The sequence below is a fragment of the Chitinophaga ginsengisegetis genome (assembly GCF_900168065.1).
Classification (GTDB): domain Bacteria; phylum Bacteroidota; class Bacteroidia; order Chitinophagales; family Chitinophagaceae; genus Chitinophaga; species Chitinophaga ginsengisegetis.
The window spans coordinates 2,426,453-2,445,078 of record NZ_FUZZ01000001.1; the positions used below are offsets into that span (position 1 = coordinate 2,426,453).

An 18,626-nucleotide genomic window follows, 5' to 3' on the forward strand; every position below is an offset into this window, starting at 1 on the left:
TATGGAATCACTACGTTGTATTATCGTCGATGACGAAGAAGGAGCGCACCTGGTTCTTGGTCATTATATAAAAGGAACAAGCAGCCTCGCATTAACGGGGAATTTTTATAACGCCGTTGACGCTATGGATTTCATCTTTAAAAATCCCGTCGACGTGCTTTTCCTGGATATAAACATGCCAGGTTTATCAGGGATGGAAATGCTGGAGGCAATGTCCAATCCGCCATTAATTGTGTTAACCACTGCTTACACCCAGTATGCACTGGAAGGATACAAATATCAGGTGGTAGACTATCTTGTTAAACCTTTTGAGTTTGCCAAATTTATGGCCGCAATAGATAAAGTGTTTGCCCGTTATAAGCCGCCGGTTGCCAGCAATACTGCGTCAACAATAGGACAGATGGCAAACAACTCCTTAATGCTGAAAGTTGATGGCGGGATAATCAGGATAATAACCGGCTCTATTTCACATATACAAAGCTATGGTAACTATGTCAAGGTATTTACAGATGAGAAAATGTACCTGAGTGCATCAACTACCATCGAAATAGAACAACAGTTAGATAAGCGGTACTTTAAACGGATACACCGGTCGTATATCGTTGCGCTGGCAAGAATACAACAGTTGGAAGGAACACAGGTGCATCTTGAAAATGGCTTGATATTGCCGGTTGGTAAAACCTACAAGCGGGAATTGCAGGAGCATTTTATGAGTAAAAATTAAGAACAAACCATATTCTTTATAAAACCGGGTATCGCCCCATTATTTGGCACTCGTCGCACAATTGTAACATTTCATACCCTAATTCTAAACATCTGCACTCCTTCTTTTCAATGGAACTGCATAATTTTGATGCATTGTTCCATACAAATGATTCTTCGTCATGAAAGAACCGTTACCTGTTACTAACATCCTGCTTCTTTAGATATTAATATTAAATTAATCAATTGATGAAAAAAACCATAATACTGATGGCATTGCCAATATTGCTTTGCCTGCAGATATTCGCAACGAATCAAATATCCAGTCCCGATGGAAAGATTGCAGTGACCGTGTTTGTAGACAACACCGGTGTTCCCCGGTACTCCGTCACATATAATAAGACAACGGTATTGGAGCCCTCTCCGTTGGGAATTGAACTTGACGGAATCAATTTCTCCAATGGCTTACAATTAACTACTGTATCGGCTACCAGTACAGTACACGATCATTACAACATGTTGAGTGGTAAAAAATCATCCATTCAATATGAGGCAAGAAAAACCAGTTTCACCTTTCAGAATAAAGATGGTAAGAAGTTTACCATTATATTCCAGGTCTCAAATGATGGCCTTGCGTTCAGGTACCAGTTTTCAGACGGTCCGGAAATTAAGATTGTCCGCTCCGAAAGCACTTCTTTTAAATTTCCTTCCTCTGCCAAAGCCTTCATACAACCAATAGCCGTTGCTCAATCCGGCTGGGAAAAGGCAAACCCATCTTATGAAGAACACTATTACCAGGATGTTCCCGTAGGTACAACATCAAAACTCGGCGCCGGCTTTGTATATCCTGCACTATTTAAGGTGGACAATACCTGGCTGCTGATCACGGAAGCCGCAGTAGGAGCCGACTGGTGCGCTACCCGTCTCAATTGTGAAGCAGGAAGCCCTCTCTACCAGGTAAAATTCCCCGATCCCCGGGAAGTGATGTATCACGATGGTTTATTGCCGCAGCAGCAAATGAATGGCTTTTCTCCCTGGCGCATTGTTACCATTGGCTCATTAAAAACCATCGTGGAATCAACATTGGGTACTGACGTTGCCACTCCCTCCGTTATTACAAATACTTCGTTTATAAAGCCCGGAAAATCAAGCTGGAGCTGGATTAATAGTAAAGATGATTTTATCGTTTACGATGAGCAGAAGAAATATATTGATTTTGCTTCCTATATGCATTGGCAGTATTGCCTGATAGACGTAAACTGGGACCAGAAAATCGGTTATGAAAAGATAAAGGAGTTGGCGGATTATGCCAGGCAAAAAAATGTTGGGTTGATACTTTGGTACAATTCTGCCGGCGACTGGAACACGGTAAAATATACTCCCCGCAATATACTCCTTACCAAAGAAGCAAGGGAAAAGGAATTTTCCACTATACAGTCCATGGGAATCAAAGGAGTTAAGATCGATTTTTTTGGAGGCGATGGCCAGTCAATGATAAAGTATTACCACGATATTCTGCAGGATGCAGCCCGCTATAACCTGATGGTAAACTTTCATGGAGCAACACTGCCAAGAGGATGGGCACGCACGTATCCGAATTTGCTGACTGCCGAAGCAGTAAGGGGTTTTGAGTACATTACATTCAGCCAGGAGGATGCGGACCTGGAGGCAAACCATGCCACCATGCTGCCTTTTACCCGGAATGTATTTGATCCGATGGACTTCACTCCGATGAATCTGTACAAAATCCCATCAACCAGTGTCCGTAAAACCACCGCAGCTTTTGAGCTGGCCACTACCATTGTTTTCCTATCCGGCATTCAACACCTGGCGGAGTCTCCCGAAGGAATAGAGCATGTACCTGATTTTGCTAAAAACTATCTGCGCACCTTGCCTGATACCTGGGACGAAACCCGCTTTATAGACGGTTACCCCGGTAAACTGGTTGTGATTGCCAGACGGAAAGGCACGAAATGGTTTATTGCCGGAATGAATGGAGAACCCACGGCAAAGACCCTTCCTCTTAATTTATCCTTCCTTAAAAAGAAAAAAGCAATACTGATCTCTGATGATGATAAAAACCTGTTGAAACAGGAAAAAACAACTATCCCGGATAACGGCATGCTCTCCGTTTCCATAAATGCAAATGGAGGATTTGTTATAGCAGCAGAATAATAAACCATAAGATATTCAACCCCTAAAATCCCGGGAATTTGACGTCTCCCTTAAGCCCGATACCAATGTTATCAGGGCTAAGGGAGCAAACCGGGTCAAATCTTCTAAAATCATTAAAAAGCAGTCAAAAAAAATTAATGAAATTGCCGGTTTGCAACTGACATACTGTTGTCACAACCCGTATATAATTTTGTTTCAACAAACACACAGATATGAAACAATTCATTATTTTACTGGTCATCGCAACGATAACAGTAACCTCCCACGCGCAAACCAAAAAAAATAACAATATGTTCATTGTAAAGCCCTTCAAAATCGATGTACAACAAACTGTACTGGACGACCTCCAAAACCGTCTCCGCCAAACCCGCTGGCCCGATGCGCCTGAAAACATTGGCTGGCAATACGGTACTGACCCTGAATTTCTCAAAAGCCTCGTAGCCTATTGGCAAAACGGGTACGACTGGCGCAGGCAGGAAGCCACCCTTAACCAATTTCCACAGTTCACAGTGGAAATAGATGGCCTCCCCATTCATTTCCTGCACATCAAAAGTAAAAATCCCAATGCCAGACCACTGCTGCTTTTACACGGATGGCCTGACTGTTTTTATCGCTTTTACAAAGTCATTCCCCTGTTAACAGACGACTACGACCTGATAGTGCCTTCCATTCCCGGCTTCGGTTTCTCCGGTCATGTAGCCATGACAGACGACGGTTCTGCAAAAATTTTTGCTACGCTGATGAAAGATGTACTCAACTATCAGACTTTCCTGGTGGCCGGAGGCGACGTAGGCAGCGGCATCGCCAAATCAATCGCCAATCTGTATCCTGAAAACGTAACAGCCATCCACCTGACGGACGTGGGATATCCCAACGGTTCGGAAGACTGGAGTACCATGTCCAAAGCTGAGCAGGAATTCGGACAGGTTATACAGCAATGGTGGTACCGGGAAGGTGCATATGCCATGCTGCACGCCACCAAACCGCAAACGCAGGCCTATGGCCTGAATGATTCCCCTGTAGGCCTGGCGTCCTGGATCGTTGAGAAGTTCAATACCTGGGGTACTCCGGGTGGCACTATCGAGGATCATTTCACAAAAGACGAACTACTCACCAACATTATGATCTATTGGGTAAGCCAAACGATTAACTCCTCCATGCGCACTTATGCCGTAGGCTCTTTTCAGCAACTGGCCTCAGGCCAAAAGGTTAATACCCCCACCGGCGTTGCAATATTCCCCGGTGATGCCCCAACACCACGGGAATGGGCGGAAAGAAAAACAAACCTAAAACGGTTCACCATCATGGAAAAAGGCGGCCACTTTGCAGCGTTGGAAGCGCCGGAATTGTGGGTGAAAGAAGTAGATACGTTTTTTAAAAGTATCCAGGCAAAATAAGTGAATATATAAAAAGGATGTATCAAAAGTAATTTACCCGGTTTCTCAAACCTGTTAAATTACTTTTGATACATCCTCTTTAATATAAACAGGGATTCTCAGAAAAAATATTAACGTGCTTTGATCTTTTTCATTCGTTACAATCCTTGTAAATTTTATTTAAATCGGCATATAAGGTATATGGGCAGACATCAGCTATTGAGTGATCACATCTACTTCCGCATACCCTGCATCATTGTTACCATTCACTTCACGCACCGCGCGAAGCTTTATATAACGGGCCTTTACGGCTGTAAAGCTCTTCGTTTGCCATAATGGATTGTTTTTTATATTGGCAAATTCGCCTTCATCTACGAGCTTCCACTCCTTATTATCCTGCGAAACAAAAAACTGATACTTTGCAATTGCACCGGAGGCATTTCCCTGGTCTGGCAGATATTTGAAACCGCATAGCTTTTGCTCGCTTCCCAGATCGAGCACCAGATCAATAGGCATTTCTTTGTTTTTGTTTTGATGCCATGCAGTAAATGGATTTCCATCCAGGATCAGGTTGGCCTTTTCATCATTTTGTGCTATAACTTTCCAGTTCTTCCGGGAAATATCAAATTTCTCCCGGGACACAGGGCTGCTTTTACCAGTAGCTGGTTCGTAAGCAATAGCGCTTACTTCCAGTTTCCCTTCTGATTGAAAGGGACCAGTGTATTTTTTTGATTTAGAAGTAGGCTGCGCGCTACCTAACGTGTAGTAAACCACCGACTCCATATCCGCAGGAGTGATAGTTATTTCACCGGACTGATTTCTGATAATGGAAGGAGCGGCGAGAATCTGTGGTGCATTATAAATGCCGATATTGGAAATTAAAGGGCTACTTTTCGAACCGGTAATATTAAGACGAACCTGCGTTGCCTTTACAGCCGGGAAACGGAGGATTCGCTTATATCCGATTGTGGTGGCTGTTGCCAGCTGTTTCCAGTTCCCATCAACAAAAGCCTCCACCGTGAAGGCTTTCACACGTTGTCCTAACCGGATGTATTCCTGAACCAGGAAACGGTTGAACGTGGTTGGTTTACCCAAATCTATCGTTAGCGACGCATTAGTCACCTCATCATCAGTTGTCCAGTAGGTATTCTTATTGTTATCAATGGACATATCTGCTCCAAACTGCCTCGCATTTCCGCGAACATTGGAGGCTTCCGCCTTCTTATTGGTGGCAAGATTCACGGCAAATGCTTCCTTTACGGCTTTGGCCAATCCAAGCGCAGCTTTTTCATCATTTGGATGAATCAGCCCATTTGGCATAATCGGGAAATTTAGCAGCAAGGTGCCGTTGCGACCTATAGAATTATAGTACGTTTCCATTAATTGCGGCACTGTTTTTACGTGGTTATCTTCATGTGGATGATAGAACCATTCCGGTCTGATAGAAGTATTTACTTCGGCCGGCACCCAGGAATCCCCGTTCTCCAGGCCATGATGCAACATATTCCATTCCACCTCGCCTTTGCCATTTAGTAAACTCCAGTTCGTTTCACCCACTAAACCACCTTCGGTACCTACCCAGCGCAGGTCTGCCCTGTCGCCGCCATCGTTCCATATCACGCAATCCGGTTGCAGCCTGCGGATCAGTTTATATGTATTTTGCCAGTCGTAGTAAGTAGTGCGGTCAATAGTACGGGTTTCATTAGCGCCGCCGTAATATCCGGAACCGCCGTTAGCCCCGTCAAACCACACTTCGAAAATTGGTCCGTAGTTGGTGAGCAGTTCTGTAAGCTGATTCCTGAAGTAGGTGATATACTCAGGCTTTCCATAATCCGGGTGGTTTCTATCCCAGGGCGACAAATATATTCCCAGTTTTAAGCCGTATTCTTTACAGGCGTCCGCCATTTCCCTCACCACATCTCCATGCCCATTTTTCCAGGGAGCATTTTTTACAGAATACTCCGTGTATTTAGACGGCCAGACGCAAAAACCGCAGTGGTGTTTTACCGTAAGTATTATTCCTTTCATACCCGCTTCTTTGCATATACGGGCCCACTGACGGCAGTCCAGCTTTAGCGGGTTAAATAATTTGACATCTTCATTGCCAAATCCCCACGACTGATCTGTATAAGTATTTAAAGAAAAATGGACAAAAGCATAGTATTCCATTTCCTGCCATCTCATCTGATTTTCCGTTGGTACCGGGCCAAATGGACCGGGAGCCTTCACCTGGGAATAGCTAATACTGATTGAACACAGGAAAGAAACGATTCCACACAGCAAATACCTCATCGTACTAAGAACCATATTGTTAATATTATTTTGAGAACCTATTTCCTGCTAATTTACCTTAACAATTTTAAATGTCTTCAACCATGTTGCTGCTTCTACCCGGACTATATACGTACCGGCTTTCAGGGCTCCTCCCATTGACATTAAGCTTGAAACTGAGAGACGTTTCGCCATTTCAACCTGCTTGCCCATAACGTCAAATATAACAATCCGTTCTACCTCAGCAGGTTTGTCAATCGTTATATTGAATGTTGATGAGAAAGGATTTGGATATACTGACACATTGTTACTGGTAGGCTCAGGCATTTTCAGTGATGATGATAAAGTATCTATGACCGTTGATCTTCGTGCCAGTGCAACAGTCCCTGTTGTCCATTGCTGGTTATAACTACTGCTTTCCGGCCACTGACCGGCATCGGCGCCGTTGGTAATCTGACCCAAACCATCCAGGTACAACCCGGTGGCACGGTTCTTTAGTTTCACATAGCTGCCGGCTGTTTCCTGTTGCCATTGCTGGTTATAACTGCTGCTATTGCTCCATTGACCAGCCAGGCCACCATTGGTGGTTCTTCCCATACCATCAAGATACAAACCTGAAGCGCGGTTTTTCAACTTTACATAACTTTCGTTTGTTTCCAGCGCCCATTGCTGTGCATCACTGCCACTGCTACTCCATTGCCCCGCATTGGCGCCATCGGAGTACCGGTACATACCATCAAGCAGTAAGCCAGTAGCACGGTTGGTCAGCGTAATGTAAGTGGCAACACCTCCGGCTTTCACCAGCAGAATTGCCGTTGTAGAAAGAGCCGGTACAGTTATAGTAAGTGAATTTGAATTTACCGCCACTGTATTTTGACTCAGCGCATTCTGCGTGTGCGACACAAAAGTTTCCTGTGCCGGTAACGACGACAACTGCAATGTTTGATAATTCCCATCAGCAACAGTAAAATTACTTAGATTGATGGTAACAGTGCGGGAAGCAGTTCTATCCCGGTTTACCAGCATCACCGTTAACGAGTCGGCATTTTCATTTACTGAAGAGTAAGCTGATACCGTGTTTTCGAGAGAAGAAGTACTTGAAACACTATACTTTTTTGCATTCCTGCTAAAAAGGTGCAATGTTTCCCACATGCCAACAGACCAGTTCCATGGCGAAAAGAATTCAACCCCATTGTTGGCAAATGTGCCAAGATGCGAAGCATATATAACAGATTCAAGGCTAGGGTTGCTGCTTGACATGGTACCCCATTCGCTTATACCACATGTTATGCCGTGGTTGGCGCCAAAATGTTCAGTTAACCAACCCTCGATACGTTTGAAAATATATTGTTTGGTAAGTGACGCATCCCATCCGCCGGTACTTGTTTTGATACCGTTTGAACCCGGGTAATCATACGTCGTATCATAATAAATCCGGTGTCCTTGTAATGCCGCAGCGTCATCATTATTATACCAGGGGTAGTTGTGAATATCTACAACATCTACCAGCTTGATACCGGTTGCTTTGTATTCATCTCCAAGACGTTTTATAAAATACTCAATCCAGGAATAATACCGGCCATTAATGTATAAACTCTCATTTGACCATTTATACCATTGCCATTCCGAGGTTGTAACAGGCCCGCAGAGCTTGATGCCGGGATATAAAGCTTTTGCTTTCTTTGCTAATTCTATGTAATGATCCATAAAAACAGAAGCCGATATTTGTGTTGGCATAGCATAGTCATGTGTGCCATTCCATATATCTACTTCATTGTCCATATTCCAGTATAAAAATTGATTTCTGTTTAGCCCTAAACCATTGGCTCCAAACCAATGATTAAGAATGCCCACTGAGGAGTCGCCAGGCCATGTCTGCGTAAACAAATCAGTATTCCCCTCCACCAACGCCTTACCGGAAGGATTGGCAGTATTGGGTACGCCGCCACCAGCTAAATTCTGACCAACCCCGGCCCAATACTGGGCCTGGTTGAAAGCCCAATCATCGAAGTTGTTACTGGTGTTGGATGCAGCCCTGCCCAGTAATTGAAAGGCAAACATTCCCTGCATACCAGGATAATTGGTCGCAATATTTTGTGCGTAAGCATCCCAATCGGTGCCATAAACATTATTGTACCAGTCGGGATGGACCGTAATTTTTTTGCGCCAGTTATAACATGTTGCGTTATTACCTCCATTCATACGGGCGAAACGTAAACCTGCATCCTTGTAAAATTGTGCAGGCTTATCAAAGCCTTCATTCCGGCCATATATGTATGGGGAAATCAGGCGTTTGTTTTGAGCAGGATTAACTGAAATAGTAACGTTTTGTGCAACGGCTGTATAAAGGATGATGTGGCACAACAAAAACAAAAGGGTTTTCCTGATCATTGGTTTTGTTTTTAGTAGTTGTTTGCAATCATTACAGTTTGATAATATTCAAGAAGAAAACATCGTTCTCCCGAATCTCCAGCTCCTTTGTGAAAGGGACCCCGGCTTTTACGGTAATAATTTCCCTGGTAACGGGCGAACCATCATTTAGCTTCTTAATTTGTTCAACTTCCTGCCTGTTAAGCTGTGCCGGTTTTCCTATAGAGAGATAAGTGGAATAAGCATCGTTGCTATGGTAACCTACTTTGTATACTTCCAGGGTATAGGTACCATCCGGTACATTTGCAATATTGACCTTCAACTTTCCTTTTGATTTTGAAGGAAGATCACGGATATAGTATTGCTGATTATGTACGGAATCTCCCGGGTGAGTATGGGTAAAATCCCAGGCGAGTGCCTGGATATTTCCTGCAGCATCCCTGCATACCCATGAAGTGGAATCGCTATTTACCAATTCCATATCTCCCAGCCTGTTCAAAAACTGGTAAGCGTAGAATACAGGTTTGTTAATACCCTGCGTAGTCAGCATGCCAAAGCCTCCGTGGAACGGTGTAAAACGGGGACCGGGTTCTTCAAAAATATCCGTAAAAACCCAATACGACATTGAGTTGGCGGCCTTACCCACCTGTTTTAATTTTTGCAAAACATACGCAGCTTCGTGATAGCTGTCGTGGATAGGATCTGCTGGGGTATAAGAGGCACTCCATTCGGTATAGTGCAATTCCAGGTTTGGCATAGCAGAACCGGCAATTTCCTTACGTGATTGAAGCACATCACCGCTAACGCTCATGGGATTTTTGTCGAGTACTGTGCCCGAGTTGCCAAATTCATCCAGATATCCCTGCTTTACGCCATAGGCGTGCGTGCTTATAAAATCTATCGGTACACTATTTTTATTGCAGTAGGCAATCATTTCAGGTTCCCAGGCAGCCCCGGCTGTTCCTGGACCTCCAACGCGATAAGATGAATTAACGCTTTTAATAGCCTTTGCACTATAGGAGTATAACTTGAAATAGTCTTCCTGCGTACCGGCCCAGAAACCACCCAGGTTTGGCTCATTCCAAACTTCGAAATACCAGGTTTTCACTTCCTCTGCGCCGTAACGTTCCGTAAAATGCCTGGTAAGATCCCGCACCAATGCTGCCCACTTTTCGTAATCCTTTGGTGGAGTTACATTACCGCGCCACCAGAAGATTGTTTTAGAACCACTGGCCAGTGCGGAAGGCATAAAGCCTAGTTCAACAAAGGGTTTCATGCCTATACTTTGTAAATAGTCGAATAAAGCATCAATGTACATATAGCTGTACACCGGGTTGCCTTTACTATCTTCCGTATATACAGCCATATCATCTGTTAAAAGACCGTGCATACGGATGTATCTGAAACCGCATTCTTTTCTTACATATGCAAGCTGCTGTTGCCAATCTGCCCGGAGCCCTTCATTGGCACGGCCAGCGCCAACACAATCATTAAACATCCTGTTCAGCTTTCCGGATGTTTTGTTGAAGTCAATATTGATAACCCTTTCCTGTGTGGCCGGCTTCTTTTGTTTTGTGGTTTGAGCTACCAGTATTCCTGAAATGGATAAAAGCAGCGGCATTAACAGTAATAAAATTCTTTTCATCTTTAAGTATATTTACCTTTCTATAACCGTTTAAAAAATGCGCTGAGAAAATAGATACAGGTTACGATCCCACTCCGTGTTGTCATGCCCGTTAGTATCCACATTCCAAACATGGGTGACACCTATTTCGCTAAGATATTGATGGGCCTTTTCACTAATCCCAAAAAGACCATCTTTGTTGCCACATGCTATCCATAGCAGTTTCAACTTTTCCCGGGCCACTTTAGTATCCGGCACAAATCTGACATCGGTATACATGCCACCGAACATGTTCGTATTGGGTGCAGAAGAAAATCCGCCGATGTAGGCAAAAGTTCCCAGGTGATACAAACCTATATTCAACGACTGTCCTCCACCCATCGACAAACCTGCTATAGCACGATGTTCAGCGTCACTAATAGTGGAATAATGTGCATCGATGTAAGGAATTATATCTTTCAATAAATCCTCTTCAAATGGTTTCCTGTACCCTTCAAAACCATCCGCCCTCCCGGAACGGTTTGCTGTTGATGTATCTGTCACTGTCAGCTTTGAATCGCAGTTTGGGAAAACCATTATTACAGGCTGAATTTTACCATCTCCAATCAGGTTATCCATAATGTTATCTGCCTGGCACCATTCCGTCCATTGACGATAGTCTGCCCCCAAACCATGCAACAGGTACAGCACAGGATATTTCTTGTCAGCAGAATATCCCGGAGGCGTATATACATTCATTTCCCGGCGTTTCCCAAGCGTTTTTGAATCGTATTGAACGATGGTTAATTTTCCGTGAGGCACATCACTACGCTGCACATTAAATCCGGCCGGCGGATCAGGAAACGTGGGAACAGAGTCCGTTTTAAAAGAACCCTTACCTGTTTGTGCCAGGCAGATATGACCGGCCACAATAAATACAATCAAAATAAATAAATACCTGTTACTCATTTTATTTTTCATAATGTTACTTTTATTCTTTCCAAACCAATACGCCCGCTGGTTCCAGTACTTTGCTCCCGATCAGTATTTTGGCTCCGGCGGGTATTTTCATTTCATAATTATCCGAGGAATAATTTACAGCCACATAAAACCCATCCCGCCAGTAAACAAATACGCCGGGAGGATAATTTTCAGTGGTAACACCTGCGCCGGTATAAACCTGTTTCAGTATGTCCGCTTCCAGTCTGGCATCATCTGTATCCACACCGATATAGGTAACAGCACCTTTGCCAACCTTATGTTTTACCACTGCTGTTTTTCCTTTATAAAACTGGTTATCAAATACAGCAAGGGTTTCCGTGTTTTTATCCGGCGCCAGTAAATCGGCCCAGTTGTTCCAGCTGTAATGGGTAGATCCCATAAGGATATCTCCTTTGGCGCTGCCTGAAAGCATATCGGTTGCTTTCACCTGCGCTCCTATCAGCGTGGATATGGGAGCGGCACATTCTGCCTCCCAGAAATGTCCCATGCGGTTTTTGGTGGCTGTGCGGCAGGTAATAATCAGGTGTCCTCCGTTTGCGGCATATTCCTTCCACTTCTTCACCAAAGCACTATCAACCATTTCATATGCCGGGACAATCACAAATTTGTATTTCGACAAATCAGCCGTTTCCGCGACCAGATCTACGGGCGCACCAAATGACTTTGCTATCTCCAGGAATTTAATCGGGTAATTCCAGGTATCCCATTGCCAGGTCTGTTTCTGCCGGTCGATGGTCCAGTAATTTTCCAGGTTCCAAAGAATAGCCGTTGACCGTGCAGCCAGTTTTTCAGGCATTGAAGCGCCGGGTTTGTATTGTTTCCGCAGCTCTTTTATTTCTTTCATGTATTGCATATACTCCACACCTCCCTGCGAAGGACTTACACCATCTGTTTGCATTACGCCGGCATGATATTGCTCCGAACTATAATTGATCTGACGGAACCGGTAGGAACTGGCAAGCTTTCCGCCTGCTGCAAATGTGTGGTACAGCCACATACGTACGGTACCTGGTAAAAGCAAGGGGTTGTAATTGCCCCAGTTTACCGGGCCCGGCTGGATTTCCATGACGCCGGATACGCCGCCAACTGCTTTATAATATTCGGCAGCAAACAGGATAACCCTGCTGTTTCCCAGCCTGAATCCGAGATCACCGATATTGTTGGTACCTCCGTTGGGATAGGCCGTATAGGTTGCAAAGTCAAGCTGTTTTGTCCGCCGCGGATCAGCACCTGTGGAAACGGCCGTATAATTGGTCGTTACAAACTGGTCCTTCGAAATGGAGCGCCGTAATGTGGCTGCCTGAAAATCGAGGAACTCCGCCTGTACATCTGCCGAGTATCTTTTAAAATCAAGCAAGGCATGCGGATTATTGCCCCACCAGCCTACCAGGTTGGTATTGGGAATAATAACCTCACTAAAATTATTATACCACTGGCTCCAGAAAGCGGTTCCCCAGGCAGCATTTAACGCATCTACCGTTTTGTATTTGTTTTGCAGCCACTGCCTGAATGCCTCCTGCGAAGACGGACTGTAATCGGGTTTGGCATCAGGCTCGTTATCGAGTTGCCAGCCAATTACATTTTTGTTCTGACCATAACGGCGGGCCATTTCAGCCACCACTATTTCTACAAATTTTCGATAGGCCGGATTAACGATAGATCCTAATCCGCGTGTGCCGTGCTCACCGCGAATGTAATGGCCATCCATCACAAAAGTTTCAGGATACTTCGCTCTCATCCAGGCCGGTGTAGTTGCGGAAGGAGTACACATCAGCACTTTCAGATTGTATTTAGCGCAGAGGCTTATCACTTTGTCGAGCCAGGCAAATTCAAATTTCCCTTCTTCGGGTTCCATTTTAAACCAGGCAAATTCGGCCAGATGTACAAACTCATAGCCCATATCTGCAATTCTCTTTATATCCCGTTCCCACTGGTTTTCGTTCCAGTGTTCAGGATAATAATAGATGCCGGTAGTGGTGAGATCCTTCTCAGGAAAAAATCGATTGGCCACCTGCGAGGTTGCATTCAATCCTGAGATTAAAATGGTTATAATAACAAGTATTGCACGTTTATTCATCGGAAGATTCATTGTTTTTTTATTTAGGGCCATTGCATTTAACTACTTAACCGAAACTTTCACCGATTTTGAAATATCACGTGATGAATTCCCGATGTGTAATACAAAATCGCCCGCTTCTACATTCCAGGCTTTTTTTGTTTCGTCATAAAATGCCAGATCTGAAATTTTCACTGTCAGCTCCACCGTTTTTGATTCGCCAGGCTGCAGGAAAATCTTCTCAAACCCCTTCAATTCTTTTTCAGGACGCAAAACAGAACAAACCGGATCACTCACATACAGCTGTACTACTTCTGCTCCCGCGCGGGAACCCGTATTTTTCACCGTGCATTTTGCGTGAATAGTTTCTCCTTTCCCGTAACTACTTTTGTCTGTAGAAAAATTATTGATCGAGAAACCTGCATAAGAAAGACCAAACCCAAATGGGAACTGGGGAACGATTTTCTTTGTATCAAACCAACGATATCCTACCAGGATATCTTCTTCATAATTTACAATAAGATTTCTACCAGGGAAATTACCCAATGCGTGTGCAGGTGACTGATCCAGCGATACCGGTAATGTGAAAGGGAGTTTACCGGAGGGATTTATTTTACCACTCAACAGATCAGCTACTGCGTTGCCGCCTTCCATGCCGCCGAACCACGACCACAATATAGCAGGCACCCGCTGAACAATGCCCGATAATTTTACCGGCGATCCGGCAATAATAACCACCACTGTATTAGGATTGGCTTTGGCAACCTCACGAATCAAAACATCTTGCCCATAAGGTAAATCCATATTCTGCTTGTCGAAAGATTCTGTATCAAAATCATGATTTAATCCTCCGAAAACGATCACTACTTCCGACTGTTTTGCAACTTCAACAGCTTCCTCAATCAATTTCCAATCAATCTTATCTGCGCTTGTTTGGCCGGCATTACTGCCTTCTTTGAAAGTGGATTGTCTGGCGTATCCTTGTGCAAAATTCACTTTCACGGTAGCCCCAAACTTTTTCCGGATGGCTTCAAGCGGGGTAATTTCGTACAACGATTTTATTTCGGAACTAAGCCCTCCGTTACAATGCCTGCGGGTGGCGTTATCGCCAATAACCGCCACTGATTTTATTTTACTGAAATTAAGTGGAAGTATGTTTCCGTTGTTTTGTAACAATACAGCTGCTTCCGCTGCATCGTTATATGCCGCCTGCTGATGTTCCGGCGTATTCATTTTCCCTTTCTCCCGGTTTCCTTCATCAAACATTTTTGTTTTTATCATTACCCGCAACACATTGGCAACCTTTTCGTCAACAACAGCAACAGGCACTTTTCCCTCTTCTACTGCCCTGATCAGCGGATTCGCAAAATACCATTCGTTGTAATCTTTTTTATCCGTGCCCATTTCCAGGTCAAGCCCGGCTAAAGCAGCCTTTATGGTGGAATGTGCAGCCGCCCAATCCGTCATTAACACCCCTTTAAAGTCAAATTCTTTACGAAGGATTTCCCTGTCCAGGTATTTATTTTCAGAACACCAGTCGCCCCTGAATTTATTATACGCCGCCATTACCGTGTAGGCGCCGCCTTCCGTTACGGATGCCTTAAATCCTGGTAAATAAATTTCACGCAATGCTCTTTCGCTCATGTATACATCGATAGAATCCCTGTGCTCCTCCTGGTTATTGGCCAGCCAGTGTTTTACGCTTACCGCCACATCTTTTGACTGTAACGCTTTGATATAAGCAACCGACATTCTTGAGATAAGAAACGGATCTTCACTCATATACTCGAAATTTCTTCCGCAAAGCGGCGAACGGATAATGTTGATACCCGGTCCGAGTAAAATATCTTTTTTCCGGAAGCGCGCTTCCTCACCCAATACAATTCCCCGCTCATAAGCCAGCCTGGGATTCCAGGTGGCAGCCAGCGCTGTGCCCGGAGGAAAGCAGGTGGCCGAATCATTGGTCCATCCTGCATAAGCCCAGTCGTGCCGGTTTATTTCTGCCCGCACGCCATGAGGCCCGTCGCTCAATGCCCATTCAGGGATACCCAATCTTTTTACTCCCGATACATAAAACTTTGAATTCCCGTGCAGGAGACTAACTTTCTCCTCCAGGGTCATCCGGCTGATTAATGAGTGGATCTTCTCCTCCTGCATTTTGTCGTTTACCACCAGCTGCGCACTGGCTATACCTGTCATCATTATGCCGGTAAAACCGAGTGCTAACTGCCTTACTATTTTTTTCATTTATGTTAATTTCCTGTTTCAATACGTTCAATCGCAACCATACCTGTTTTTACGAAAGAAATGTATAAGGGATTCGTTAAACTTCATCCCTTATACATTCCGGAAACAATTTATCTGCCGGTGAATTATCTGCCACCAGCTACAAGCGCATCAATGGTGCGTTGATCACGCACGGTATTATTTCGTCTGTCCAAAGCGCCACCTGTATCCCAGAAAAAGGGTTTAATACCATTGGCGATTGCCTGCCTGGTTACATAGGTCAACCAATAATCCACGGCATCGTTGTGGGTGGCCAGATCTTTGGGCACATAATTGCTGCCGCCACGTCTGTAAGCGCCGTATTCACCCATTATAACAGGAATCTGTTTGTCTGTGAATTTGGTTTTCATTTTGCCAAAGGCGGTATTTACATCACCTTCTTCTCCCCATGTGGCGTTCCTGTCAGGTTCAATGGTAGAATGATGGCCGGCGCCCCAGTAGTAAAATATTTTACCCCAGGAAGCATCAGCATCCATTAAACAGAACTGGTATGGCGTGTAATAGTGTACTTCTACCATCATGCGACCACTCACTGCATCTGTGGGGAGCGTATTCATCAGGTTATTGGTTTTATCAATATCGGTTGACGGCCCCTGCACCACCAGTACACGGTAGCTGTTACGTCCGCCGGTGGAACGGACTGCGTTGATAAAAGTTTGATGATAACTGTTGAGGATATCCATCTGCTCCGCATTTTCGGCGGGAGGTTCATTGGCGCTGGCGAACATCACATGCTCATCAAAATCACGCATGGTAGTAGCAATTTGTTCCCAGAATGCTTTTTGTTTGGCATTAACGGAATCTTTCTTTGCGCTGTTGATATTGGCATCCAGCCAACCACCATCCCAGTGGATATTGAGTAAAACATACATATCGTTATTCACACAATACTGAACTACCTGTTTTACCCTGTTGAGCCAGGTATCCTGGATCTTAGCGGTAGTTTTGTCGGAGTACTGGTTCCATGCACATGGAAGACGGATGGCAGTAAATCCCTGCTGTTTTACAGACTGTATATAACTTTCACTGATCAAAGGATTTCCCCAGGCGGTTTCTCCGCCAATAGCTTCCAGGGTGTTGCCAATGTTCCAGCCCAGTTTAAATTTAGCGGCCAACTGCACCGCGTTACTTCCCATGCCGGTTGAATTGGCCGGTGCCGGCGATGTATTGTAGCCCGGGTATATACTGGCGGCCTGCGTTACTTTAACCCTGCGCAGCTGGCTGGTGCCGGCATTCACCTCCAGCACAACGGACCGCGCTGCGCCTGTGGTATTGGGAACGGTGGTCAACCGGATAGAAGCCTTGCTGCCGCTACCGGTCGACTGGCTTACCTGCAACCAGGAAGAAGCGGGGTTATTAATATTCCATTCCACGTTACTGGCAATGGTTACATCGGAAGCGCCGCCATCTGCCTGAAAAGCAATTTCAGATGAAGAAACTGACAATTCAGGCGTGACGACGCTCTTCTTACTACAATAAGCAAACATTACGGCGGACACCACAAGTCCGATAAGTCCATACAAGTTTCTGGTTTTCATAATCATGATATTTGGTTAAAAATTTTTCCTGCTATTTAATTTTTACCACCCTGATATTATCTATAGCGGCTTTTAAACCGGAAGCCGAGGGAGAGGCAGAAAAGTTTTTAGTATGAATATTTACAGATCCTTTAGCTGAGCTACCCAGTAAAGTGGTCAAACTTGCCGCTGCCGTACCTTTACCGTCACTGCCCCTGAACTCTGATAACGGAAGGGTTACTGTATGCCAACCCTTTGTGACAAAGGGAATAACGCCATCGGCGCTTTGCCACGGCTCATAACGGGCCATATAATCAAATGAGTTGCCTTTTAGTACATAAATAGAAGTGCCGGTCCATGCAGCGGGAACACTGATCTCGAACTTAATGGCATATTGATCAATAGGAACGTTTAAACTATCAACCGGAATCCACTGCACGTCGTTGGTATTTATACTCCGCTGCCAGTTCCACCAGTTACCATCGCCTGCAGGCAGCACGTCATTATTTAACACTGCATAATAGCCCTTGTTGCCGGGGAAATTGACGCTGCTGTTATCAGTGCCGGTACCCCAACTGAAAGTATTGATATCATCAAAATTACAGAGAACACCGGTTGTAGGATCGTTTACATTAAAGGCGGTGGAAACTGTGCCGGATTTTGTGTTGATCACTACGGGGCCGCTTTGTGTAAGCGTTGGCAGTTTAAATCCGATGGACGTACCATCGCCGGCGGCAGCATAATCGGTTATTGGCGTGCCGGCAAAAGTCAATTCGTTTATAAAAAATAAATTTAACCCATAGATATAAACGGAATCGCCCGCTTTGGCATTTTCATTGGAAATGCTGGTAATAGTAGGTGGTGGAGCCACGATGCCGAATGTAAAAGTAGTAGCCCCATGCCGGGTAACATAACGGATGGTATTCAGACTTTCTGCAGGTACCGACGGAAATGGTATCACAGCCGGTACCAATACGGTAGCACTGGTATCTGAAAACATGATGCTGTTGATAGTAGCGGGTACGCCGTTGAAAGAGATCTGTACCGCATCCTTTAAGTTATGCCCGACGAGCACCACCCATTGCCCGGTAATGATTGAATTAACAAGCGTATCGGCAGGAGAAGCTGCATAATTTCTAACGCTGGTTATAACTGGAGCTGCTTCAGTTACATCTTTCTTACAGGCTGATTGCATCAGTGCAAAAACAGCAGCAAGCGCCAAAAACGGCAACCTCCAATAGCGTTGGTTGAATAGTATTTTATTCACG

The 18,626-nt window shown here is 44.7% G+C and carries 11 protein-coding genes; 3 read left to right on the forward strand and 8 right to left on the reverse strand.

From position 1 onward, the window contains the following. The first annotated feature begins 1 nt into the window (after position 1). The 3 genes from B5Z18_RS09675 (at position 2) to B5Z18_RS09685 (ending at position 4,274) form a co-directional block, all read left to right on the forward strand. A complete protein-coding gene (locus tag B5Z18_RS09675) occupies positions 2–724 on the forward strand; it encodes a LytR/AlgR family response regulator transcription factor (RefSeq protein WP_079469154.1) in 723 nt (240 codons plus the stop codon). A gap of 227 nt (positions 725–951) precedes the next feature. Beyond that, on the forward strand, positions 952–2,877 hold the full coding sequence (locus B5Z18_RS09680) for a glycoside hydrolase family 97 protein (RefSeq protein ID WP_079469155.1): 1,926 nt from the start codon (positions 952–954) through the stop codon (positions 2,875–2,877). A 212-nt stretch (positions 2,878–3,089) separates the two neighbouring features. After that, positions 3,090–4,274, forward strand: a complete 1,185-nt coding sequence (locus B5Z18_RS09685) for an epoxide hydrolase family protein (protein WP_235015891.1) — start codon at positions 3,090–3,092, stop codon at positions 4,272–4,274. Between the two features lie 195 nt (positions 4,275–4,469). Here B5Z18_RS09685 and B5Z18_RS09690 read toward each other — a convergent pair whose 3' ends face one another. The 8 genes from B5Z18_RS09690 to B5Z18_RS09725 all read right to left on the reverse strand — a co-directional run bounded on the left by B5Z18_RS09690 (position 4,470) and on the right by B5Z18_RS09725 (position 18,625). Beyond that, complete coding sequence (locus tag B5Z18_RS09690; protein ID WP_079469156.1) at positions 4,470–6,560, reverse strand: alpha-L-fucosidase; 2,091 nt, start codon at positions 6,558–6,560, stop codon at positions 4,470–4,472. A gap of 33 nt (positions 6,561–6,593) precedes the next feature. Continuing rightward, a complete protein-coding gene (locus B5Z18_RS09695) occupies positions 6,594–8,915 on the reverse strand; it encodes an RICIN domain-containing protein (protein ID WP_079469157.1) in 2,322 nt (773 codons plus the stop codon). A gap of 31 nt (positions 8,916–8,946) precedes the next feature. Then, complete coding sequence (locus B5Z18_RS09700; RefSeq protein ID WP_079469158.1) at positions 8,947–10,539, reverse strand: GH39 family glycosyl hydrolase; 1,593 nt, start codon at positions 10,537–10,539, stop codon at positions 8,947–8,949. A gap of 30 nt (positions 10,540–10,569) precedes the next feature. Beyond that, complete coding sequence (locus B5Z18_RS09705) at positions 10,570–11,478, reverse strand: alpha/beta hydrolase (RefSeq protein WP_200817222.1); 909 nt, start codon at positions 11,476–11,478, stop codon at positions 10,570–10,572. Positions 11,479–11,488: 10 nt separating this feature from the next. Beyond that, positions 11,489–13,528: a beta-galactosidase gene (locus B5Z18_RS09710; RefSeq protein WP_200817223.1), complete on the reverse strand. Its 2,040-nt coding sequence runs from the start codon at positions 13,526–13,528 to the stop codon at positions 11,489–11,491. Positions 13,529–13,618: 90 nt separating this feature from the next. After that, positions 13,619–15,802 carry a glycoside hydrolase family 3 C-terminal domain-containing protein gene (locus B5Z18_RS09715; protein WP_079469160.1) on the reverse strand — a complete coding sequence of 728 codons (2,184 nt, stop codon included), beginning with the start codon at positions 15,800–15,802 and terminating at the stop codon, positions 13,619–13,621. 125 nt (positions 15,803–15,927) lie between these two features. Beyond that, positions 15,928–17,379, reverse strand: a complete 1,452-nt coding sequence (locus B5Z18_RS09720) for a cellulase family glycosylhydrolase (RefSeq protein ID WP_079470027.1) — start codon at positions 17,377–17,379, stop codon at positions 15,928–15,930. Between the two features lie 31 nt (positions 17,380–17,410). Then, the gene (locus B5Z18_RS09725; RefSeq protein ID WP_143313536.1) at positions 17,411–18,625 is read right to left on the reverse strand and encodes a glycan-binding surface protein; all 1,215 of its coding nucleotides are present in this window, start codon (positions 18,623–18,625) and stop codon (positions 17,411–17,413) included. Position 18,626: the final 1 nt, after the last annotated feature.